At 60.9% G+C, this 23,085-nt stretch carries 17 protein-coding genes; 15 read left to right on the forward strand and 2 right to left on the reverse strand.

What is annotated here, in order from left to right:
- Positions 1-546 precede the first annotated feature (546 nt).
- A complete protein-coding gene (locus ABD022_RS02395) occupies positions 547-3,792 on the forward strand; it encodes a site-specific DNA-methyltransferase (RefSeq protein ID WP_343819848.1) in 3,246 nt (1,081 codons plus the stop codon).
- A gap of 13 nt (positions 3,793-3,805) precedes the next feature.
- On the forward strand, positions 3,806-6,676 hold the full coding sequence (locus ABD022_RS02400; RefSeq protein ID WP_343819850.1) for a BPTD_3080 family restriction endonuclease: 2,871 nt from the start codon (positions 3,806-3,808) through the stop codon (positions 6,674-6,676).
- A 352-nt stretch (positions 6,677-7,028) separates the two neighbouring features.
- Here ABD022_RS02400 and ABD022_RS02405 read toward each other — a convergent pair whose 3' ends face one another.
- Both ABD022_RS02405 and ABD022_RS02410 read right to left on the reverse strand, forming a co-directional pair.
- A complete protein-coding gene (locus ABD022_RS02405) occupies positions 7,029-7,319 on the reverse strand; it encodes a YjiS-like domain-containing protein (RefSeq protein WP_325124984.1) in 291 nt (96 codons plus the stop codon).
- A gap of 139 nt (positions 7,320-7,458) precedes the next feature.
- On the reverse strand, positions 7,459-8,694 hold the full coding sequence (locus ABD022_RS02410; protein WP_425545192.1) for an MFS transporter: 1,236 nt from the start codon (positions 8,692-8,694) through the stop codon (positions 7,459-7,461).
- Positions 8,695-9,021: 327 nt separating this feature from the next.
- Here ABD022_RS02410 and ABD022_RS02415 point away from each other — a divergent pair, with 327 nt between their 5' ends.
- From ABD022_RS02415 to ABD022_RS02475, 13 genes are all read left to right on the forward strand, one after another.
- Positions 9,022-10,443 (forward strand): aminotransferase-like domain-containing protein, encoded by a 1,422-nt coding sequence (locus tag ABD022_RS02415; RefSeq protein WP_325124986.1) that lies wholly within the window; start codon positions 9,022-9,024, stop codon positions 10,441-10,443.
- A gap of 8 nt (positions 10,444-10,451) precedes the next feature.
- Complete coding sequence (locus ABD022_RS02420) at positions 10,452-11,390, forward strand: alpha/beta hydrolase family protein (RefSeq protein WP_343819851.1); 939 nt, start codon at positions 10,452-10,454, stop codon at positions 11,388-11,390.
- Between the two features lie 75 nt (positions 11,391-11,465).
- On the forward strand, positions 11,466-12,233 hold the full coding sequence (locus tag ABD022_RS02425; protein ID WP_343819852.1) for an SDR family NAD(P)-dependent oxidoreductase: 768 nt from the start codon (positions 11,466-11,468) through the stop codon (positions 12,231-12,233).
- 281 nt (positions 12,234-12,514) lie between these two features.
- Complete coding sequence (locus tag ABD022_RS02430; RefSeq protein WP_343819854.1) at positions 12,515-14,551, forward strand: methyl-accepting chemotaxis protein; 2,037 nt, start codon at positions 12,515-12,517, stop codon at positions 14,549-14,551.
- Positions 14,552-15,050: 499 nt separating this feature from the next.
- Positions 15,051-16,367, forward strand: coding sequence for a tyrosine-type recombinase/integrase (locus ABD022_RS02435; RefSeq protein WP_343819856.1), 1,317 nt, complete (start codon positions 15,051-15,053; stop codon positions 16,365-16,367).
- A gap of 151 nt (positions 16,368-16,518) precedes the next feature.
- On the forward strand, positions 16,519-17,418 hold the full coding sequence (locus tag ABD022_RS02440; protein WP_343819857.1) for an Abi family protein: 900 nt from the start codon (positions 16,519-16,521) through the stop codon (positions 17,416-17,418).
- A 36-nt stretch (positions 17,419-17,454) separates the two neighbouring features.
- The gene (locus ABD022_RS02445) at positions 17,455-17,748 is read left to right on the forward strand and encodes a plasmid mobilization protein (protein WP_343819859.1); all 294 of its coding nucleotides are present in this window, start codon (positions 17,455-17,457) and stop codon (positions 17,746-17,748) included.
- Positions 17,749-17,805: 57 nt separating this feature from the next.
- Positions 17,806-18,489, forward strand: coding sequence for a TrbM/KikA/MpfK family conjugal transfer protein (locus tag ABD022_RS02450; RefSeq protein WP_343819861.1), 684 nt, complete (start codon positions 17,806-17,808; stop codon positions 18,487-18,489).
- Positions 18,490-18,501: 12 nt separating this feature from the next.
- Complete coding sequence (locus ABD022_RS02455) at positions 18,502-19,137, forward strand: lytic transglycosylase domain-containing protein (RefSeq protein WP_343819863.1); 636 nt, start codon at positions 18,502-18,504, stop codon at positions 19,135-19,137.
- A 98-nt stretch (positions 19,138-19,235) separates the two neighbouring features.
- The gene (locus ABD022_RS02460) at positions 19,236-19,556 is read left to right on the forward strand and encodes a TrbC/VirB2 family protein (RefSeq protein WP_343819865.1); all 321 of its coding nucleotides are present in this window, start codon (positions 19,236-19,238) and stop codon (positions 19,554-19,556) included.
- Between the two features lie 3 nt (positions 19,557-19,559).
- Complete coding sequence (locus ABD022_RS02465) at positions 19,560-19,961, forward strand: VirB3 family type IV secretion system protein (protein ID WP_343819867.1); 402 nt, start codon at positions 19,560-19,562, stop codon at positions 19,959-19,961.
- Complete coding sequence (locus ABD022_RS02470) at positions 19,958-22,387, forward strand: VirB4 family type IV secretion/conjugal transfer ATPase (protein ID WP_343819869.1); 2,430 nt, start codon at positions 19,958-19,960, stop codon at positions 22,385-22,387. The genes ABD022_RS02465 and ABD022_RS02470 overlap by 4 nt, the downstream gene beginning before the upstream one ends.
- Positions 22,388-22,434: 47 nt before the next feature.
- Entirely contained in the window at positions 22,435-22,977 is a 543-nt protein-coding gene (locus ABD022_RS02475; RefSeq protein WP_343819871.1) for a hypothetical protein, read from the forward strand.
- Positions 22,978-23,085: the final 108 nt, after the last annotated feature.

The following is a 23,085-nucleotide window of genomic DNA, read 5'->3' on the forward strand; positions in this document are numbered from 1 at the left end:
TTTCTTCAGGTCAGGTGAAGCAAAAGCCACAGGCATTGCACCTATAGTTTTTGAGAATATTGACATCAAGCTGATGTCCTAATGCTCTACCGGCCGCACAGCCTGCTGTTGCTCCAGCCAGAACCCCGGTAAACCCGCCTAGCACGATCTCCGCCGGGTCTGCCGGCAGACTTGTTTGCACGCTACGAATCACCGTAACAAAACCGCATAATGCGCCAATAGTCGCTCCAATAGCTGCACCGCATCGTTTGGCGCAATCACGTGTGAGGATGCGACTGGAGCCACATGCAGGGCATAAATGGATAAAACGTTGGGTCATAGTTACCTCTGATGATCAAAATGCAGGCATGGATTTCGTCTGGCCGCATCCAGCCTGATGCTCACTTAGGTGATATAGGGCTGAAAAAATCTGGAATTCTGGCTTTATGGCGGAGAACGGGAGGTAGTACTAGCCCCCTACTGCTTGCATTCGACGGGAGGACATCTGCTAGACTTCGCAGGTAACAAAATATCCCAGGGCATTAACCCAACAGGAGTCAATTCGCCGTGTCCGCTTCATCACTAGACCAAGACCAACTGCGCGATCTGATGCTATCCCTGGTACCCAATGATGGCACCACCATTGGAAACACGGCATTGCGCCGAGCGATTGAGGCAAAGCTCCAGGACGGTACTACGCTGTCCGACGATGCCTACTGGCAAGCCCATGCTGCCCTGATCGCCAATGGCCTGTTGGTCAAAGGACAAGGTCGAGGTGGTTCTGTGCGGTTGGCCTTCCCCACCAATACCGACAGTGTGGACAAGGCCGATCACGACGGATTCCTGTTGGAAACACAACAGGCACCCGATCCCGACGATGAAACCACGCCCCCCGCACCTCGCAGGACAAAATCGACCGTCCGTAACAGTCGGACTACTGCCGACGAAGCCCAGATCCTATCCTACCGCCACGCCGACAAGCGCGTGAACAACCCCGAGGTAGGCATGGTGACCCCCGCAACGGATCCTGAAGAAGGCAAGACAAAATGGGCGTATGACCCTCATCTGGATCCTGCGCTGCATTTTGTCCCGCAGCGCAGCCAGATCGAACGCCTGATTGACGATGCACTGGCCTCGGGCGACACCGATCAGATGCGTGCAGCCCTGGAAGAGCTGAAACGCCAGCAAAGCCCCTATCTGAACTGGGCAGGCAAGGCAGAACGCACCAATTTCGACATCGATACCGTCAGCCTGCATGTCCACGAACGTATTGACCCAGCCAGCATCCTGGCCGCCGTGCGCAAGGCCATGACCGGGAAAGCCAAGAGTCAAGGAGCCGCCAAAGCGCTGCAGCCAGGACTGTTCGATGCTCCCTTTGAAAATCTGCCGCTGCGCGATGCCATTGATTTTTACCGTCACGAACGTGGCTGGGCCAATCGATTGATTTCCGGCGACAGCCTGCTGGTCATGAACAGCTTGCTGCAAAAGGAAAACATGGCTGGCCGGGTGCAGATGATTTATATCGACCCGCCCTACGGCATCAAGTACGGCAGCAACTTTCAGCCCTTTGTCGGCAAGCGGGACGTCAAGGACCGCAAGGACGAGGACCTGACTCAAGAACCAGAAATGATCAAGGCCTTCCGGGATACCTGGGAATTAGGGATTCACTCGTATCTGACGTATCTGCGGGATCGACTGTTGCTGGCACGGGAGCTTTTAAATGAAACAGGAAGCGTGTTTGTGCAGATTTCAGAAGAAAATGTACACCACGTCCGGGAGTTGCTAGATGAAATAATCGGTGAAAGCAACTTTATGGCCGATATTATTTTCATAAAAGCTGGCGCACTTGGTTCTGTAGGCCTTCCTAGGCGCAACGATTACATACTGTGGTATTGCAAAAACAAAAGTCAAGTCAAATATCACCAGCTCTTCCTTGAAAAGGATCCTATTGAGGATATAGGAGCTTATAGGTTAACCCAAGAAGCCAATGGGAAAATTCGTCCACTAAAAAACAACGATGATTTGTCAAAGGTACGCCCCCTTCGATACGTACTAATGACAAAACCTGGTCCAGGGCAAAAATATTCTTACGAGTTTCAAGGAAGAGAAATCACCAGTGGCAGTAGATGGTGGGGGTTCCCCCCAGAGAACCTTGAACGCTTGCGAAAATCCGGCCGGATAGCGAATAGTGGGACCGATAGCATCCGCTACCTGTATGATTTTCCAGCCTCATACCTTTCAAATGTGTGGCTCGATACCGCCACTGGCAGCGGCATGGGAAAAATCTACGTAGTCCAAACCAATGAAAAAGTCATCGAACGCTGCCTCCTGATGACCACTGACCCTGGTGACCTAGTCCTAGACCCCACATGCGGCTCTGGGACGACGGCCTTTGTCGCCGAAAAATGGGGCCGCCGATGGATCACCTGCGACACATCGCGCGTGGCGGTCACGCTGGCCAAACAGCGTCTGATGACGGCCAGCTACGATTACTTCGATCTGAAATACCCACAGGAAGGCCTCAAAGGCGGCTTCGTCTATAAGACCGTACCGCACATCACCCTGAAGTCGATTGCGAACAACCCGGAAATCGACACCATCTACGAGAAGAAGCATCCGGCTATCGAAGCCTCCCTAGCAAAACTGAACCAAGCCCTGCACACGGCAGGGGCACCTGTCTTTACTATCACTGAAGGCGGCCGCAAAGGCCAAGAATTGGATTTCTCCCAGGGCGATGCTTTGTTTGAATGGGAGGTTCCTTTCGACTGCCCGGAAGGCTGGCACTCTACTGCACAAGAAGCACTGGCTGCATTCCATTCGAACAGACAAGCCATGCAAGCCCAGATGGACGCCAGCATCAGCGCACATGCGGACCAGGAAACCCTGTACGACCAGCCGACCATTGCCCGCGACAAACTGCGCATTACAGGCCCCTTCACGGTAGAAGCCGTCCCCTTCCCCAGTGTCAAGTCACTGGACGAAGCTGATGGCCCGCCAGAAGCCGACACCAGCATCGCCCGCACGGGCGAATCCGGCCGTCAGCATCAATGGCGAGATGAACTGCTGAAAACTGGCATTCGTGGCAAGGGCGGACAGAAACTGAATTTTGCAGACCTGGAGCCACTACCCACGGACGACGGCATGAAACATCTGCATGCCACCGGCCACCTGGACTCAGGTGAGCGCGTGGTGGTCAGTTTCGGCCCGGAATACGGAGCGTTGGAACAGCGTCAGGTTACCAATGCGCTGACCGAAGCGGGCAACCTGTTCCCGCTCCCCAAGATGATCGTGTTCTGCGCCTTCGCCTTTGACCCCGAAGCGGCGAAGGACATTGATGCCTTGCGAGGCATCACAGCACTAAAAGCGCAGATGAATACCGATCTACTCACGGATGACCTGCGTAAAGCGCGTGCCCACAACCAGAGCTTCTGGCTGATGGGCCAGCCCGAAGTGGAGGTGCGCAAGGTCAAGGGCGACCAGTATGTAGTGGAGGTCCACGGCTTCGACTACTTCGATACCGTCAAGGGCGAACTGATTTCCGGTGGCAAAAAGAAAATTGCCATGTGGGCACTAGACACTGATTACGATGAGCGGAGTCTGTTTCCACGCCAAGTCTTCTTCCCCATGGCGGGACGCGGTGAGGGGTGGGAAAAGCTCAAGAAAAGCATCCGGGCAGAACTGGATGAAGCCCGCCTGGACACGTTCCACGGCACGGTCAGTCTCCCCTTCCAGGCAGGAGATAACCGCAAGATCGCAGTCAAGATCGTGGACGACCGAGGCATCGAGTCCTTGAAAGTCATTCCGCTGGATTGAGGGAGGATTGGTCATGGCACATCCGTCCCTTATCATCAGTTCCCCTTTTGAGGCACCCACGCACCACTGGGTTCGGGAGTCCGACAATAAGCTCAAGCTGGCATTTGGGCGTCGGCCTGCTGGCTATGAAATTTTTGATACCAGGAACAATACGGTACGCGGAGTCGAGCTGGATCTAGTCAACCGGATCCGGGAACGGGTGTCTGCTTGGCGTCAAGCTGATTACCCAGGAGTCACGGCCATTACTCGCCAACTGTTGGAGCACTGGCACGATAGCAGCGCCCGCCAGTACACGTTCTATTTCTGCCAGCTGGAAGCCATCGAGACCCTGATCTGGCACATCGAATCTCCCGCAGAATACAAACAGGGGATTGCCATTCCTGGAGACGGTGGAGCCTGGGAGCGCCTGTGCAACAAGATGGCAACGGGTACCGGCAAAACGACGGTCATGGCCATGATCATCGCCTGGCAGGTGCTCAATGCACTGACCTACCCCAAACGCAACAAGGATTTTTCGCGCGCCATCTTTATCGTGGCACCAGGCTTGACCGTCAAAGAACGGCTCCAAGTGCTGCAACCAGGACATCCTGCAAATTACTACGACCAGTTTTCCATCTGCCCCAACGAAGCACTGCGACAGAAACTGAACCAAGCTGTCTTGCTGATCGATAACTGGCACAGTCTGATGCCGCTCAAAGATGTCGCAAGGTCTGTTGTCAAAAAGGGGGCCGAAAGCGACGAAGCCTATGTACGTCGCGTCCTAGGTGCACTGGCAAACTACAAAGACATCGTCATCATCAATGATGAGGCCCATCACGCCTATCGCAATAGACCCGAAGCCAAAGTCAGCAAGAAGGAAGCAGAAGCGCTCGGTATCAACTTGGACGATGCCACACGCTGGATCGAAGGACTTGATCGTATCCACAAGATGCGCCGCATCAGTCATTGTTTTGATCTGTCGGCTACCCCCTTCGCCCCCACCGGAAAAACCAGCACGGAAACTGCGCTGTTCGATTGGGTCGTCTCTGACTTTGGCTTGAACGATGCCATTGAGGCGGGCCTGGTCAAAACGCCACGCGTCGTCATCCGAGACAACGCGTTGCCCAATGCCAAAACGTATCGCAGCAAGCTATACCACCTGTACCGCGAACCTGAAGTCCAAGAAGATCTGAACCGGCGTGGGGCGGAACCCCATGAGGCACTTCCTCAGCTGGTACAACAGGCCTATACGTTGCTAGGGGCTGACTGGCGCGAGGCCTATGCAGCATGGCAAGCAGCGGGGCATGTTTCTCCTCCCGTCATGCTGACGGTCTGCAATCGGACCGAAACCGCTGCACGGCTTGAGCACTATTTCCGTCAGGGCGATGCCCATTGGCCTGAATTGCAGGCCCCCGCTCGTACACTGCGGGTGGATTCGAAAGTCCTGGACAAAGCCGAAAGCGGGGAATCTACCACGGCTGACAAAGCCTACGAAGAAGTCCTACGCGATATTCTTGAGTCCGCCAACATCCCAGAAACGATCAAAGCACGCCTGCGGCCACTGAAAAAAGAGGAACTGCTCCGTGCCATCATCGACAATGTGGGCAAAAGAGGCACGGCAGGCCAGGATCTACAGAATGTCATTTCCGTCGCCATGCTGTCCGAAGGCTGGGATGCCAAGAACGTCACCCACATCATGGGGTTGCGCGCGTTTACTAGCCAGCTCCTGTGCGAACAGGTCATTGGCCGTGGGCTGCGACGCGTATCCTACGACACCGAGCCTGTGCAATGCCCAGACGGCCAGGTACGCGATCTGTTCAAACCAGAGTTCGTTAATGTCTTTGGCGTCCCGCTCTCCATCTTCCAGGATGTAGACGATAGCGGTGACGCGCCCCCTCCACCGAAGCCCAGCATTCAAGTCGAATCCCTTGCTGATCGAGCCGAGCTTGAGATCAGTTGGCCCAACGTACTGCGTGTAGACACCGTCTTGCGCCGTGAACTGACGATCGATTGGAACAATCGCGCTGCGTTGCAATTGAACATTGATCCGGCTCAGATTCCGGTCACTGCCGACCTGGCCCCTGCCTTGGGCGGAGCTGCCGATATGTCCAAAGCCGTCCCGATTGATCTGGAAAAAATCCCCGAGGGCTTTCGTCAGCAACGATTGTTATTCATGGCTGCCCGCAAGGCCATGGAGAGCTTGGGAGGGAAGTTTGTCGGAGGTCGCGAGCTGCTGGTGCAACAGTTAGTCCGCCTGGTAGAACGCTTTTTCAATTCTGATCACCTTCATATTCCGTCCCTGTTTCATCAAGACCCTCTGCGCAAACGGATCCTGATTGCGCTATCCATGGACAATATTGTTCAGCATGTTGCATCGCTGATCGAGCAGCAAAATAGCGAACGGCTGGAGCCCGTATTTGATCCGGAATTTCCGATCGGTTCGACCAGATTGATGCGTACTTGGTACACCACCAAGCCGTGCACCGAAACAACAAAATCTCAAATCAGCCACGCTGTCACTGACAGCACGTGGGAGGATTACGCAGCCAAACGACTAGAAGCCAGACAGGACGTCACTGCGTACGCCAAGAACGACCACTTAGGCTTTCAGATCTATTACCTCTGGCGTGGCAGCAAACGCAAGTACGTTCCAGACTACCTGATACGCCTGGCCAACGGAAAAATGCTGGTACTGGAAATCAAGGGCGAAGACTCAGATCAGAACCGCAAGAAACGACTGGCGCTGGACGCCTGGGTTCGGGCGGTCAATGCACGCGGTGGTTTTGGCGTCTGGTGCTGGGATGTGGTGAAAGGTGAACCAGCACAGATCGATGATGTCATCGGGCATCATGCCGCCTCACCTCTTCACTCTGAGCCTATTGGAGAATCCCTTGGTGCCAACTGATGCACCGAAGGTAACCAGCAGCGGTTGGCCGAATGGGGCCACCTGGGAGCAGCAGAACAAGCACACCGCGTCGAGGAACAGTCGGCAAGCTCAGATCCGTCCGAGTTTGTCTCATGCAATCCGACAAGGCATTATCAAGGCAACAATAGCACAAGTGACGGTAACTTTGTCGGTAACTTGATAGATAAAACTATTAAAATCTGCTCTATAAGCGGGTTTTCAGCAACAGTTTGGTAGTCCTCGTCCCACCAAACACCACGCCTGACAGTTCTCTGTCGGGCGTTTTGTTTTTTGCTGTTTGCCGCGCCACCGCCCGGCTGTTCCCCGCACCTGGCAACAGATGCCGCATCGCCTACCAGAGGCCATCGTGCGGCCCGCGCGCATGCCGGGTGCCGCTGCGCACCAGGCAACGGCCGCTCATGTCCATGAAGCCAGGCTGGATGCCCAGCCTGCGCCGCTCGGCGATGTACCAGTCGCGGCTCAAGCCCATGTCCTCGAGCAGGTAGTCGTCCAGCTCCAGCAGGTGCCGCAGGGCCCGGCGGTTGCCCATCCGGCGCACCAGGTGCCGAAGGATGTCCGGAAGCCGATCGGCCAGGGTGCGGCCGGCGACGGCCGGCTGCGTCAATTCGAAAGTGTCATTCATCATCCGCATCCATAAATCCCGTTGACGATTGCGAACAGCACGTCGGTGTCCCGCCACGCCTGCAATATCCAGCCCAGGGCCCATGCGCCCGCCCCCACCGCCAGGGCGCGCCCAGGCACGCCCCGCCACGCCGCATTCCTCATGGCCTTGCCATTCGCAGCGTGGATCCCTCGGACACCGCCAAGGGCGTATCGTCGATCAGCCAGTGCGCAAGGGCGGCTACACATCCGATGGCGATCGAACCGATCCAGAGCCATTCGTAGGAATGCGTATGGTCGTAAACCCACGCACCCAGCCATACGCCGAAGAAACCGCCGACCTGATGACCCAGGAACACGATGCCGAACAAGGTTGCGATGTAGCGCAGCCCGAACATCCGCAGCACTAGTTCATTGGTCATCGGAGCGGTGCCCAGCCACAGGAACCCCATGACCAGGGCAAAGGCATACGCGCTTGCCGCTGTGACCGGCACTGCCAGGAACAGCAGCATGGCCGCCACCCGGACCGCATACAGGCCGGCCAGCAGGTGCTTGATGCGCCAGATTCCGGCCGACCGGCTGCAGGCGTAGGTACCGAAGATATTGGCCAGTGCGATCAGTGCCAGCGCCGTGCCGGCCTGCTCCAGGCTCAGCCCATGCCCCAGCAGGTAGGCAGGCAGGTGGGTCGCGATGAAGGCCAGCTGGAAACCGCAGGCAAAGAAGCCCAGGTTCAGCAGCCAGAATCCCCGGTGGCGCCAGGCGTCCCGTACGGAAGCGCCGACAGGCCGGTCTGCCCCCTCGACCCGTTTTCCTCGGGGGCGGGCACGCAGCGGCACGGCCAGGGGCAGGCTTGCCAGCATCAGCAGTCCGAGGACGATCGCGGTGGTCTGCCAACCCACGCCGGCGAGCAGGCGCTGGACGAAAGGCACCAGGCAGAACTGCCCCAGGCCTCCGATCGCGCCGGAGACGGCCAACGCCCAGCTGCGCCAGGGTGGCTCGAAGATGCGGGACAGGGCGCCATAGACGGTGCCGAAGGCCGTGCCCGACAAGGCAATGCCGATCAGCACGCCGCTGCCGGCCGTGAAACCGGCGGGCCCCTGTGCATGCGCCATCAGGTACAGGCCCAGGCCATAGGCCAGAACCCCCAAGCACAACACCCTGCCGGAGCCATAGCGGTCGGCCACCAGGCCGGTCGCAGGCTGCGCCAGCCCCCAGACGAGATTCTGCAGGGCCAGGGCCAGCCCAAAGGTTTCCAGCGGCCAGCCATGACCGGATGTCACCGGCTGCATGAACAGGCCCTGCGTATGCCGGATTCCCAGCGACAGGCCCATGAGGACTCCGCCGGAAATCACGATCGTCCAGCGGGATGCGGCAGCCGGGACCATGGGAGCATTCATCCTGTGTCTCCACGAGTTCGGTTCGGACATGGGCACACCGCCAGCCCCGGCCCGGCATCGGATACAGGGACGCAAGCAGCAGGTCGGTCTTGGGCATCATGTTCCGGTTCAGGGGAAGATCGGCCCCCTTGGGGCGACGGAACAATCTTCACCGATCGGACCTGTGTATTGAATACACAGTCATAATGAGTTTTTCCGATACACATCGGATAATCAGGGAACTGAATTTCGAAAAAACGCTGAATCTGTATCTTTTTTCCGTACCTGATAGACCCTACAGTGACGGATGCTCCGCCTCCGGATTCCACCGCTCGCGCGGTACGATCAATGAGCCGTTATCTCAGTCTCGCCGACACCCTCGGCAACCGCATCGAGCAGGGCCTGTATGAAGCCGGCAGCCGCTTGCCTTCCGTACGGGCGCTGAGCATCGAACACGGCGTCAGCCTGACGACCGTGCAACAAGCCTATCGCTGGCTGGAAATGTCGGGCCTGGCCGAAGCGCGGCCCCGCTCCGGCTGGTATGTGCCGATAGCCCGGCCGGCGCCCGAACTGCCCCGTATGGGCAAGCCCAATCTGCGGCCGATCGATGTATCGGACTGGGGTCAGGTCCAGGACCTGCTCGACCTGGAGCGCGACGGCAAGACGGTCCAGTTGGGCCGGGGCATGCCGGACGTCGAAAGCCCCAGCCTGCGGCCCCTTCAGGCGGCGCTGGCACGAGAAGGCCGCCATGCCGGCATTGCCAGCCTGCACTACAACGACATGCAGGGGGTTCCCGCCCTGAGGGAACAGTTGTCCCGCCTGGCCGTGGATGCGGGCTACCGGGCCGGCCCCGAGGCGCTGATCGTGACGACCGGCTGTCAGGAGGCACTGTCGTGCGCGGTGCGTGCCCTGTGCGCACCGGGCGACATCGTCGCTGTCGCCTCGCCCAGCTACCACGGCATGATGCAGATTCTGAAGGAAGCCGGTGTCCAGGTCTTTGAGATCCCCTCCGATCCGGTCCTGGGCATCAGCCTCGAAGCCCTCGAACTCGCGCTCGACCGCTGGCCCGTCAAGGCCATCCAGGTGATTCCCAACGCCAGCAACCCGCTTGGCTACACCATGCCCGAGCATCGCAGGTTGGGTCTGATCCGACTGGCCCAGCGCTTCGACGTGCCCATCATCGAAGACGACATCTACGGCGATCTGGTCTACGGCTGGCCCAGGCCCCACGCCCTGAAGGCGCTCGACGAAGACGGACGGGTCCTGCTGTGCAGTTCGTTTTCCAAGACCCTGGCACCGGGACTGCGGGTGGGCTGGATCGCGCCGGGGCGTTATTTCGATCAGGTGCTGCGCATGAAATACACCAGTTCCGGCCCGACCGCGCCATTGCCGCAGATCGCCATTGCCGAGTTCCTGCAAAAAGGACACTACCCGGCACACCTGCGCCGGATGCGGCGCCAGTACCAGCGCCAGCGCGACGTCATGATCGAATGGGTGCGACGCTATTTTCCCGAAGGGACGCGGATCAGCCACCCCAAGGGGGGCTTCACCCTGTGGATCGAATTGCCGGAATCGTTCGATACGCACGCGCTCGATCCCATGCTGCGGGAAAACGGCATCGTCATCGCGCACGGCAACATCTTCTCCGCGGCCGGGAAATACCGGAACTGCATGCGCCTGAGCCACGCCTCGGTCTTCACGCCCCGCACCGAATGGGCCGTCCGCAAGATCGGAGAAGCCATCGGTGCAATCCTCGACACCCACCACTGAAACACGTCATGCCGGAAACCATCGTCATCCCCGCAGCCGACGGCTACCCCCTGGGGGGCTGCCAATGGCGCCATGCGCGATCGGGCAGCGCTCCTCTCCCGGTGGCCATCATCAATCCCGCGACCTCGGTGCGCGGCCGGTACTATTCGAGATTCGCCGACTATCTGCATGCACAGGGCTGGGACGTCCTGACCTACGACTACCGCGGCATCGGCGAATCGCGCCGGGGATCCCTGCGTCGTCTTCAGGCCGACTGGATCGACTGGGGAACGCTCGACTTCGAAGGCGTGCTGCGATACGCCGGGCTGAACTTCCCGGAACAACCCATCGACGTGATCGGGCACTCCGTCGGCGGCTTCGTCATCGGCCTGGCGCCATCGGCGCAGCGCGTGCGCCGGATCTTCACCATGGGCGCCCAATTCGCATACTGGCGGGACTATCAGGCGGAAAGAAGGCGGTCCATGTTCCTGAAATGGCACGTCCTGATGCCCTTCCTGGCGACACTGCTGGGCCACGTCCCAGCCAAAAGGCTGGGCTGGATGGAAGACACGCCGAAAGGCGTGGCGCTGGACTGGGCACGCATGGCACCACGCTTCGAGGATTCCGTCCGCCGGGGCATACTGACGGCAGACGGACTGCCGCAGGCAATCGAACTGGCCCGCAACTTCAGGACGATCGACGCACCGATCCTTGCCCTGGGCACCGAGGACGATCCCTTCGGCACCGAGGCGGCGCTGGACCGCCTGCTGAAATACTACAGCGCCAGCCAGCGCAGCCACCTGCGCATCAGCCCGCGCGACATCGGCCTGGAATCGATCGGCCATTTCGCGTTCTTCCACGAACGCTTCCGCGACATCCTGTGGCCCTACGCCCTGGAATGGCTGCGGAACGCCGCCCTGCCGGCGGGCGCCCCAGGGCGGCTGAAAATCATGCCGCCCGGGTACTGACCCCTCTTTTTCATGCACCACAGGGCACTCCATCCGGAACCCTCCCAGGCACACCCCGCAAAGGAACCCCAGACCATGAATGATCGATACTCCGGCGACACCGCACCCGGCACGCTGCTCATCACCGGTGCCGGCCGCGGCATAGGCGCCGCGACGGCACAGGCCGCCGCGCGCCTGGGATACGACATCGTCCTGAACTACGCCCGCGACGAACGCGCGGCCCGTTCCGTGGCGAAATCCATCCGCACAGAGGGACGCAAGGCCTTCGTCATCCAGGCAGACGTCGGCCGAAACGAAGATATCCGGCGGATGTTCGACACGATCGAAACCGAGATCGGCCCGCTCCGGGGCCTGATCAACAATGCCGGAATCACCGGGCCGATCGGACCCTTCAAGGACACCACCGAGGAAATCATAGAGCAGGTGTTCCGGGTGAACGTGCTGGGCGCCATGCAGTGCGCGCGCGAGGCGCTGGACAACTTCAGGCGCCATGGCACGCGCGGCGTGATCGTCAATGTCTCCTCGGTTGCGGCCCGCACGGGCAGCCCCGGCGAATATGTGCACTATGCCGCCAGCAAGGCCGCGCTCGAAGCCTTCACCCTGGGCCTGGCCCGGGAAGTTGCCGGCGAAGGCATCCGGGTCTGCGGCGTGGCCCCGGGCAGCACCCTGACGGACATCCACGCCGCTGCCGGCGAACCGGACCGTCCCGCCCGTGTTGCCCCCCGGATCCCGATGGGGCGTCTGGCGGAGCCGGCCGAGATCGCCGAAACCATCGTCTGGCTGGCCTCTCCGGCCGCCTCCTACGTGACGGGCACGACGCTCGCCTGCGCCGGGGGGCTCTAGCCGCTTCCCCGATCCGGAAGGCCCCGGCGCCATCCGGACACCATCACGGGGCGCGGGAGTGCCCTTGAAGACGATGGGCCGATCTGCCCGGTTGTGGCGCCGAAGACGCAGATCGAGCCCTCTTTTCCTCAAAGTTATTGATCTGGATTAATAGCCCTTCAATCTCTCCGGTCATGCGGGCGGCGGCTCATTTTCCTCACCGGCGCAACTTTACAATCACCTGACAATTGAGCCATCGTCGGCGCCCCTTTCCCGGGCGCCGCATCGAACGGAACGCCCACATGAAACAAAGTGCCCTCGATACCTTCCTCAATCGGCTGCGCCTCTGGCAAAAATTCGCCATCCTGGCGCTCTTCGGTGTGGTGCTGGTCGCTGCACCCTTTACCCTGTACATGCATGAATCCGGCAAGACCATCCGGGCCACCCGGCTGGAGACCAGCGGCCTGCAGCCCATGCGCCTGCTGATGCACACCCTGCAGCTGGTCCAGCAGCACCGCGGCCTGTCGATGATCACGCTCAACGGCGACCTGTCGGCGGAAGCCCGGCGGGCCACCCTGCAAGGCGATGCCGACCGCGCATTCGAAGCGCTGGATGCCGCGTTGCGCCAGGACGTCCAGGCACCGGCGCTGCTGTCCGCCTGGAAGGAAGTCCTGCAGGACTGGGTTTCATTGGCAGGACAGGTCACGCAAAAAAGCCTCGCTCCGGCCGAGAACTTCCAGGCCCACGTCGATCTGATTGCCCGTCTGCTCCGGGTCAAGTCCCTGCTGCTGCAGCACTACGGGCTCAGCTTCGACCCGCAGGCCCAGGGCTACTACCTGATCGACACGGCGCTGAACCAGGTGCCCATGCTTACCGAGCTGTTCGGGCAGATCCGCGGCATGGGTTCGGGCCTGCTGACGCGCCGTACCGCCTCGGATGCCGAACGGCTGCGGATCATGGTCCTGATCAACCGCGCCGAAGAACACTACATTGCCCTGAACGATGCCCTGGAAAGCGCCATCCGGCAGTACCCGGAGCTCGGCGCCGAACTGACCGAACCCGGCCGCACGGCGCTCCAGGAGGCCCGTCAGGCAATCGAACTGGCTCAGAAGGAAATCCTCCAGACGCAGACCATGCGGTTTCCGGCCACCGACTTCTTCGCCCGCTACACCCAGGCCATCGACGCCCAATACCTGCTCAACCAGGCAGCCCTGGCACAGCTGGAATCCGTCCTGGACGACCGGGCAAGCCAGCTGTCCGGCGCCCGCCTTCTGCTCGGCGGCGGCATCGTGCTGCTCAGCCTGCTGGCGGCCTGGGCCAATTTCCTCATCACCCGGGCGCTGCTGCGTCAGCTGGGCGGCGAACCCGCCTATGCCACCGACATCGTGAACCGGATCGCCACCGGCGACCTGGCCGTACCGATCCAGCTGAACTCCCGGGATCGGACCAGCCTGCTGTTTGCCTTGGGCAACATGCGTGACCACTTGGCGGAAATCGTCAGCCAGGTCCGCAGCGGCGCAGACGCCATCGCCTCGGCCTCGGCCCAGATCACCGCCGGCAACCTGGACCTGTCTTCGCGCACCGAGCAGCAGGCCAGCTCCCTGGCCGAGACCGCCGCCACCACCGAGCAGATCACCGCCACCGTGCGCCAGAACGCCGACAACGCCCAGCAGGCCAATACCCTGGCCGCAGCCGCGGGCCGGACTGCCACCGACGGCGGCGCCATCGTCGCCGAGCTGGTCTCCACCATGGGCGAGATCAACGCCAGGTCCCAGCAGGTGGCCGACATCATCGGCGTGATCGACTCCATCGCCTTCCAGACCAACATCCTGGCCCTGAACGCCGCCGTCGAAGCCGCCCGTGCCGGCGAGCAGGGCCGCGGCTTTGCCGTGGTGGCCTCCGAAGTGCGCGCCCTGGCCCAGCGCTCGGCGGGCGCCGCCAAGGAAATCAAGACCCTGATCGACACCTCGGTGGAATCGACCGCCAAGGGCAACGAGCAGGCCGCGCGCGCCGGCGCCACGATGCAGGACATCGTCGACGGCATCCACCGCGTCACCGACATCATGGGCGAGATCAGCGCGGCCAGCCGCGAGCAGACCACCGGCATCGAGGAAATCAACTCGGCCGTCACCCAGATGGACGACGTCACCCGGCAGAACGCCAGCCTGGTGGAAGAATCGGCCGCCGCCGCGGCCAGCCTGCAGGAACAGGCCGACACCCTGGCCCGCCTGGTCGCGACATTCCGCCTGAAAGACCACAGCGGGGAGGACTGCGGACACCCTGCCGCCCTGCCTTCGCCGATGGCAGCACCTCGGTTGAGTCACCATGCGGGGACATGAAACAGGCAACGGTCTGGCATGAATGGCTGGCGGCCGGAGCGATGCAGGACTTACCCACACCCCCGGTGGACAACCCTATGGAAAACCCTATGACAGATCCGCGACATCAAGCTCCGGCGCGGGTCGGGAAGACATCGGGCAGGAAATGGCCAGGACGTGGATCGGCCGGCGCGCTGACGGCTCCATGGCAGCCGGTGTCCCCTGCACGGTCTGAATGGAACGAGGCAACCGACTGATACCATAGTGGTCTTCACCCGCAGGCCACCGATATCCAAACAAGCTTCCACACCATGAAACTCGCCACCTGCACTTCGGATTAGCGTCTCAAGTTGCACCAATACGTTCCTAACGTACTGTTATTTAACGACAACGTCTTGAATTTCAGTTTCTTGGCATGCCATGATGGCCCCTGACATCACACCCTTTCTGGGTAGCTAGGTGGGTAGCTAGCAGCGATTCAGATCGCTAGCTACCCAGGAACACCTAGCCAGGGGCAGTCTTGGCAAATTCAACGAATAAACTCAACGACATCCAGCTTCGCAACTGGGTGGCGCAACGCAAACCCATAGCCCGATCTGATGGCGGCGGACTGACTTTTACGCTTTCTGGTTCCGGTACTGCGACATGGGTACTGCGCTACCGGCTGGGCACTCGCCACAACGGTCAGGCTGTGCGGCGTGAACTCACGCTTGGCAACTATCCCGACATCTCATTGCGAGAGGCCAGGATTCTTGCAGGCAAACACCGTGCTGCCATTGATGGCGGTGATGATCCGGCCATAGACAAACAATCCGAGAAAACACGGGTTCGAGCCGATTGGACCATCCGCGAACTGGTGAAGGACTATCAGGACAAGGTACTGGTTGAACCAGATTACGCTGCAGACACAATCGAATATCGAAAGTCTGACTATGAGCAAGTCATCCTGCCCCACCTCGGCTCCCGACTGACCTCATCCGTCACATCCATAGACATCGTGGGGATGGTCGTAGAAGCAAAGCGCACCTGGACCGTCAGCAAACGTATCCTGACATCCGCATCCATGCTTTTTGATCATGCCTGCGGCCAGATGCTGATTCCGGCAAACCCATGCACAGGAATTCGGTTGTCGGCCATCATGGGGCCACGCCCTCCGGTTCGCCAACGCATCATGCTGCAGGAAGACGAGCTCCGGGCATTGCTGCCGGATATCGACATCATTGGCATAGAAAACGCGCTTGCCTTCCGTATCCTGCTCGCCACCTGCGTGCGCGGCATCGAACTGGCGAGCGCCAAAAAAGAGAACCTGTTTCTGGATCGCGGCGTCTGGTGGATTCCAGATGAGGCGGTCAAGACGAGAAAAGGCTTCTTGGTTCCCATCGTGCCTGTCGTTGCCGCCTGGTTTGAGGCGCTGATTGACCTGTCCGGCGAATCCACCTACCTGCTGCCTGCCCGTCAGGAGCGGCGGCGGCGCAAGCACCAGGGAGACATCCACGTTGGAACCACAACCCTGTGGGCCGCTTTCAAACGTGCCTTTGACCGCCAGGACATTCCGATCAGGCACTTTACGCCACACGACACCCGATCAACCGCCAAGGGGCACCTGAGAAACATGGGTGTTTCTCGGGAAATCTCGGAAATCGCACTCAACCACACGCTCAAAGGTATGGAGGCCATCTACGATGTCCGCGAAGAAATCCCCGAACGGCGGCAGGCGCTGGCCATGTGGGCGGACTTTCTGATTGCCTGCGAGACAGGAATGTCCCCCTCACATGCATCCAAGCCCACGATCAGCAATATCATCCAGTTCAGAAAAGTTGCGGGGATCCACTCATGAACCCAAAATTGAAATTCCTTTCGTCACCCGAAGTGTGTATAATTGGCAGCGACAAGACCCGCCAAGGCTATGTACGAAAGTACACCCTCAAACCGGCGGGTTACTCATTTCTGGCCCACGAAACAGCAATAAGCACACGGATGGGCCTGCGGTGACACGCCATCCTCTTCCCTTCGCCAAACCGGCAACTACCTATGCCGAACAAGTAGCCATCCTCGAACGGCGCGGGATGGACGTAGATGACCATGCGGCAGCGGAATTCTACCTACAGCACCTGAACTACTACAGGCTCAGCGCCTATTGGTTGCCCTTTGAGGCCACCCACACGCCCCACACCTTCATCCCGGGCACCCGTTTCACGGACGTTCTGAACCTGTATCTGTTCGACCGCAACCTACGCCTGCTGGTGCTGGACGCAATAGAGCGCATTGAAGTTTCGATCCGCAGCCAATGGGCTTACCAAGTCTCCCAGCGACACGGCCCCCATGCGTACCTGGATGCCGGATTGGCCGCAAACCGAGGCCGCTGGGAATCTGACCTTACGAAACTGGAAAAAGAGGTTCAAAGGTCCGACGAAGTGTTCATCAGACACCTGCTGGCAACGTATTCGGAGAAATTACCCCCGGCCTGGGCCGTCTGCGAGGTCATGTCCCTGGGGCTGCTCTCGCGCTGGTATGGCAACCTCAAGCCCATGCCTACTCGCAGCGCCATTGCATCAGTTTACGGCGTCAATGAGAAGGTCTTGGGTTCCTGGTTGCACCACCTGACGATGGTACGAAACACCTGCGCACACCATAGCCGCCTCTGGAACCGGGAATTCACCATCACCCCGCTGATTCCAAAGACCAAGCCCCAAAACCTGCTGCATCAATTCCAGCCAGGCTCCCGCAAGCTATACAACACGCTGACGCTCTTGCTGCACTGCATGGACATCGTCGCCCCGCACCATAGCTGGAGGCAACGGCTAAAAGCCCTGATCGAGCAACACAAGCCGCCTACCCGCGCCATGGGCTTCCCGCCACGATGGGATCAACTATCCCTCTGGCAGTAGCCAGACCGAATCGCTCCATTCTTCCTGGAGATCACCATGAACGAACCTCTCTCCGAGGTCATCCGCATCCGGGTGACCCCATCCCATGCTGCGCGGCTGGGCGAAGCCGCAGCCCTATCCGGCCTGTCCCTGTCCAACTACATCCGCCGCCGCCTGGCTGCCGAAGACACCCTCCAGGAAGAACTGACGCTGCTGCGCCAGATCGTGGCGGAATTGGGCCAGCTTCGCGATACCCGCACCGCTGCGGTTGAAACCGCCCATCTGGTGCGGGCCATGGCCAAGCCCGAACACATCGCCCTGGCCCAACAGACACTGCTGCAACGCCGCTAACCTCTCCCCGGCCACCCTTCGGCCACCCGCTGTCCCCTCTCCCCAGGAAATCTCCCCATGCATACCCTTCCCGCCTTGCGGGCCGGGGCGCTGGCGCTTGCCTGCGTCCTGGCTCCCCTTGCCCATGCCTCCGGCACCGCCGACGCTGACCTGTTGACCGGCATCCCGCGCCTGGCATGCGAAGCCACGCTCTGCCTGTCGTCCAGCCTGCGCCCAGGCGAATGCAGCCCATCGCTGGATCACTATTTCGGCATCCTCAAATACAACCGTCATGGCCTGGATTGGGATGCGACGGTCGCCGCCCGCCGCGCCTTCCTGGCGCAGTGCCCTGCGGCCGCAGAACCCGGCATGGCCGACCGGGTGGACGCCATTTCACACGGTGCAGGCAAGTGCGATGCCGACTATCTGAATCGCAGCTATGCAGACACCGCCTACAAATGGCGGCAGCGCGGCTACCGATACGATGCATCTACCGGCAACCGGGAACCCGTCTACGAAGTCCAGCCGCTGCCCACGGTGACGCTGACGCAGTTGCCCGCCTGGTGCGTGGCCTACAACGATCACGCCTGGACTTACGAACTGTCCATCCGCTATGTCGGTCGCCCGACCATGGGCGGGCGCTGGGTCAAGGCTGTGGACTATGACGCGGCCCAGGCCAAATGGGACGCGGATCACAACGGCCAATGGGCCTCAGGCTGGAATTTCTCATTGTCCGACCCCAGGCACCGGGCCGGTTTCTAAAGGGGCCGCGCCATGCTTTCTGCCCTGGCCTCCCTCGCCCTTGCCTGCGCACCGCACATCCACCCGGTCACGCTGAACGCACTGATTCGCCACGAGTCGGGCGCACGGCAATACGCCATTGGGGTGAACAGCAAGCGCCAGGCCTCCATCCAGCAACCCGGCACCCTGGAAGAAGCCCAGCGCACCGCGCAAGACCTGATGGCCCAGGGTGTAGATTTCGACGCAGGCCTGGGCCAGATCAACGTGCGCAACTGGCACTGGCTGGGCCTGGACAGCACCACGGTTTTTGATCCCTGCAAGAATCTGACCGCTGCCCAGACCGTGCTATCCGCCTGCTACGCCAGGGCGCTGCGCCATCATCGCCAGCCGCAACAAGCCTTGCGGGCGGCACTGTCTTGCTACAACACCGGCAACCTCACGCGGGGCTTTGCCAATGGCTATGTGGGCAAGGTACTGGCCCAGGCGGGCATTGTGGTCCCAGCCCTCAAGCCAGACCCCGACGATGAGGCACCCACTGACGACGCGCAACCCGCCAAGACGGACAGCCCGGATACCGCGTCAGCCCCAACGCCCACCCAGCCACCCGGCACCCCGGACGGCTTCACAGCACATCCCATCGCCGATGGCTTTCAGCCACCGGCTCACTGATCCCACCGCAGCACCGCATCCAGCGGCCCGCTGCCCTTCCCTTTCTTTCCCCACAACACCCCAACACGCCGGCCGGCGTCTGGGGCAGGAGTCATGCCATGCAAAAAATGCCACACATCACACTCCAGACAACCCCGCGACATTTCATGGACAGGCTGGTGACACTCTGGATACTGGCGATGGTCAGTCACGCGACATGGGCGCAGTCTCTGGGCGGCCTGTCTCGCGCCCGGACCACGCTGCAAACCCTCAAAGACAATCTGGACATCATTCTGCCGATTGCCGCCGTCATCATCGGCGTCATCATCTTCGTGCTGTATTCGGCCGAAGTGATGAGGAAGGATGACGCCATCCGCTGGGGCATTGGCGTGCTGCTGGCCGGGTCCGCAGCCGAACTCGTTGTGCTGCTCTGGAAGTAAGCCATGGCGACCCGCACCAGCAGCACACGCGCCGCCCGCACCAGCCACACAGACCAGTCTCCCGACCATCAGCCCCCGAACACCTATCCCGTGTTCAAGGGGCTGGGCCGCAAGGCGACCTTCATGGGCATCCCCACCACCCTGATGCTCGGCGCGTTCGCATGCGTGGCCATCATTGCCATGACAGCCGGACTGGCCTGGTGGGGACTGCTGCTGGTCGTGATGCCCACGCTGGCCATGCTCACCCGCGATGACGACAAAGCCATCGACATCCTCTGGCTGGAACTGAAGACCCGGCGCACGAATCGCCAGCAACGATTCTGGCACGGCTCCAGCTACGCCCCACAGGGCTACCACCGCCACCGGCCCTGGCGCCGATTGCTTTCCCGAAGGACTCTGCCATGACCGCAGCCACTGCACTGGCCGTTGATGAACGGCTGGTTTCCCGCTATCTGCCCTATTCCCACCATGTCACCGACCGCATCATTGCCTGCGACAACCACGAATACCTGGCGGTCATCAAGGTAGCCGGTCGGGCACCGGACGCCTACGGCCAGACTGAACTGAAAGACTGGATCGAGGCCCTGCACAATGTGCTGCGCGGCCTGCCGATGGGTTCGCTCGGCCTGTACTCGCACATCATCCGCAGGCGTCTGACGGAATACCCCGACAGCACATTTGCACAACCTTTCGCCACCCGCTTTGATGCGGCCTACCGGGCGACGTTCGACACCTCGGGGCTGATGGTCAATGACCTGTACCTGAGTGTGCTGATTCATCCCATCGCAGACCCCGTGCTGGGCACCTTCGCCAGCCTGGAAAAGGCGGATGCAAAACGCCTGGCTCACTGGCAGGACGAATCCATCGAACGCCTGGACAGCGCCGTGCGGGCACTGATCGCAGGACTGTACCGCTACGATCCGCAGATCCTCGGCATCGTGGATCGCCGGGGGCTGGCGTTCAGCGAAACGGCTGAATTTCTGGGATTCCTGCTGTCGGGCACTCATCGACCCGTGCCGATCAGCCGGGAACGGCTGCGCGAAACCCTGCCCCAGGCCCGTCCCATCTTTGGCCGCCACGGCGAGTTGGGCGAACTGCGCACCGTCGCCGGGTCACGCCTCTTTGGCATGATGGAATTGCGCGACTACCCGGAAGCCACCAAGCCGGGCCACCTGGACCGGCTGCTGGGCCTGCCCCATGAGTTTGTGCTGACGCAATCCTGGGGCAGTCACACAGGAGCCGCCGCCAAGAAACTCGTCAAAAAACACCACAAGCTGCTTGTGGACTCGGGTGACGATTCGGTCAGTCAGGTCACGCAACTGGCCGATGTGATGGACGATCTGACCTCGGCCCGCCTGGGCCTGGGGGATCACCATGCCACCCTCCTGGTGTATGGCACCTCGGCAGACAGTGTGCGTCAGGCATTGGCGCAGACGGCCACCGCCCTGGCCGAAGACGCCGTAGGCTTTCGGCCCCTGGACCGGGCCTTGGAAGCCGGGTTCTGGGCGCAACTGCCGGGCAACTGGCATTGGCGGCCCCGGCCCGTGCCGGTGACCTCCCTGAATTTCCTGTGCTTTTCCAGCCTGCACAACCAGCTGACGGGCAAGCCTGCCGGAAACCCATGGGGGCCAGCCGTCACCATGCTGAAAACGCAGACGGGATCGCCCTTTTTCTTCAACTTCCATGCCTCCACGGAAGACCTGGACGAAACCGGCAAACGCCGCCCGGGCAACACCCTGATCATCGGCATGACGGGCACCGGCAAAACCGTGCTGCAAGGCATGTTGCTCACCCAGGCACAGAAATTCGGGGCTGCCTGCGTGGTCTGGGACAAAGACCAGGGCATGCAGGTACTCATCATGGCCCTGGGCGGACGGTACTTCAATATCCGCCTGGGGGAGCCGACCGGCTGGAACCCCTTTCAGATGGAACCCACCAAGGGCAATGTGGCCTTCATGGTGCGCCTGGTCATCTACCTGGCCGAACGCCAGGGCGAAGCCGTCACCACCCGGCAACGGGCTGACATCACCCAGGCGGTCCAGCAACTGACCACACTCATTGACCGACCGGCCAGAACGCTGTCCACCCTGAACACCTTGCTGCCCAACCCCTACAGTGAGGACGACACCCACAGCACCATCCACGCCCGCCTGGCCCCCTGGTGCCAGGGGGGTGAATACGGCTGGGTATTCGACAACCCCACGGACGACCTAGACCTGCAAACCGGCAGTGACCGGCCTGCCCTCTTTGGTTTTGATCTGACGGAATTGCTGGACGATGACGAAGTGCGCGGCGCAGCCACCCTGTACCTGAAACACCGCGTCGATGCGCTGCATGATGGGCGGCGCATCATCAATCTGTACGACGAGTGCCAGCACCCGTTGAAGGACACGCATTTTCAGGAATCCATGCAGGACGCGGCCCGCACAATCCGCAAGAAAAATGGTGTGCTGGCGCTGGCGACCCAGGAACCGGGGGCCATCATCGACAACCCCGTAGGCGCATCCCTGGTGCAGCAAACGGCCACCCTGATCCTCTTGCCCAACCCCAAGGCCCGCGCCCGCGACTACATCGAGGGCTTTGGCCTGACGGTCGCGGAATTTGAACTGCTCCAAAGCCTGGGCGAAGCCAGCCGCAAGTTTCTGGTCAAGCAAGGGGCCAGCGTCACCGTCGCCCAACTGGATTTATCGGGCTGCGACGACGAACTGCTGGTGTTCTCCGGCAGCCCCGACATGGCAGACCTCGCAGAACAGGCCGTTGCCCAGGCCGGGCCTGATCCCGCCGCCTGGTTGCCGGTCTACCTGAACGCCATCAAGCAAACCCGTCAGTAAATCGAGCCGGTCGCACACGACCGGCCCTCTCCATAGGACACCCCATCATGCAGCATGACGCAGATCGGCTGCGGGCTGAACGCGCCCGTAGCCTGGACCAGCACCAGGCCCGGCAGGATCGGCAGGCCCACCAGGACCCCGGCTTTTACCAGCGCCTGGGCCTGGAAACACCGGCCCACGAAGTCTCAGAAGCAACCTTCATGATTTCGATCTATTGCGAACGCTGGACCCCGGAGGATATGGAACGTGGGCGATTCAGCGAAGGCATCGCCGTCATTGAACGAGAAACCGTCGATGCGGATGCGTTGCGGCGCATTGCCCAGGATCACGGCATGGATTCGCCCTCTGCCTCGGACCCACGGCATCAGCCGTACCTCTGGTTTTCGTCCTCAACACCGCGTGAGGACCGCGAATATTTCGAGCAAGGTGTGCATAAGTATTACAGCCTGCACATCGATAAAGCCGATGGGCACCGCCCAGAACCGGCAGATTGGCAGCGCATCGCAGACCTGATCGGGGTGCGTTTTGACCACCCGCTACAACTGCATCCCCCGGCGCATGAACAGGAAGGCCCGGACTTATCCCTGTAAATCGCCCTTCCGGCAGACGGAGGCCTGGGCCACAGCCTGCGTACATCCTGAAACGATCAGGACGCGCAGACTGGCTTACAAAAACCTGGGCCACACCCGACTCCGATC

Origin of the sequence: Castellaniella daejeonensis, assembly GCF_039523555.1 — a bacterium.
Taxonomy (GTDB): Bacteria; Pseudomonadota; Gammaproteobacteria; order Burkholderiales; family Burkholderiaceae_B; genus Castellaniella; species Castellaniella daejeonensis.

What these genes read in the sequence shown, in the direction of transcription:
- ABD022_RS02400 (WP_343819850.1), top strand. Translation starts at nt 3,806, where the DNA reads ATGGCACATCCGTCCCTTATCATCAGTTCCCCTTTTGAGGCACCCACG.
- ABD022_RS02405 (WP_325124984.1), bottom strand. Translation starts at nt 7,319, where the DNA reads ATGAATGACACTTTCGAATTGACGCAGCCGGCCGTCGCCGGCCGCACC.
- ABD022_RS02410 (WP_425545192.1), bottom strand. Translation starts at nt 8,694, where the DNA reads ATGAATGCTCCCATGGTCCCGGCTGCCGCATCCCGCTGGACGATCGTG.
- ABD022_RS02415 (WP_325124986.1), top strand. Translation starts at nt 9,022, where the DNA reads ATGAGCCGTTATCTCAGTCTCGCCGACACCCTCGGCAACCGCATCGAG.
- ABD022_RS02420 (WP_343819851.1), top strand. Translation starts at nt 10,452, where the DNA reads ATGCCGGAAACCATCGTCATCCCCGCAGCCGACGGCTACCCCCTGGGG.
- ABD022_RS02425 (WP_343819852.1), top strand. Translation starts at nt 11,466, where the DNA reads ATGAATGATCGATACTCCGGCGACACCGCACCCGGCACGCTGCTCATC.
- ABD022_RS02430 (WP_343819854.1), top strand. Translation starts at nt 12,515, where the DNA reads ATGAAACAAAGTGCCCTCGATACCTTCCTCAATCGGCTGCGCCTCTGG.
- ABD022_RS02445 (WP_343819859.1), top strand. Translation starts at nt 17,455, where the DNA reads ATGAACGAACCTCTCTCCGAGGTCATCCGCATCCGGGTGACCCCATCC.
- ABD022_RS02450 (WP_343819861.1), top strand. Translation starts at nt 17,806, where the DNA reads ATGCATACCCTTCCCGCCTTGCGGGCCGGGGCGCTGGCGCTTGCCTGC.
- ABD022_RS02455 (WP_343819863.1), top strand. Translation starts at nt 18,502, where the DNA reads ATGCTTTCTGCCCTGGCCTCCCTCGCCCTTGCCTGCGCACCGCACATC.
- ABD022_RS02460 (WP_343819865.1), top strand. Translation starts at nt 19,236, where the DNA reads ATGCAAAAAATGCCACACATCACACTCCAGACAACCCCGCGACATTTC.
- ABD022_RS02465 (WP_343819867.1), top strand. Translation starts at nt 19,560, where the DNA reads ATGGCGACCCGCACCAGCAGCACACGCGCCGCCCGCACCAGCCACACA.
- ABD022_RS02470 (WP_343819869.1), top strand. Translation starts at nt 19,958, where the DNA reads ATGACCGCAGCCACTGCACTGGCCGTTGATGAACGGCTGGTTTCCCGC.
- ABD022_RS02475 (WP_343819871.1), top strand. Translation starts at nt 22,435, where the DNA reads ATGCAGCATGACGCAGATCGGCTGCGGGCTGAACGCGCCCGTAGCCTG.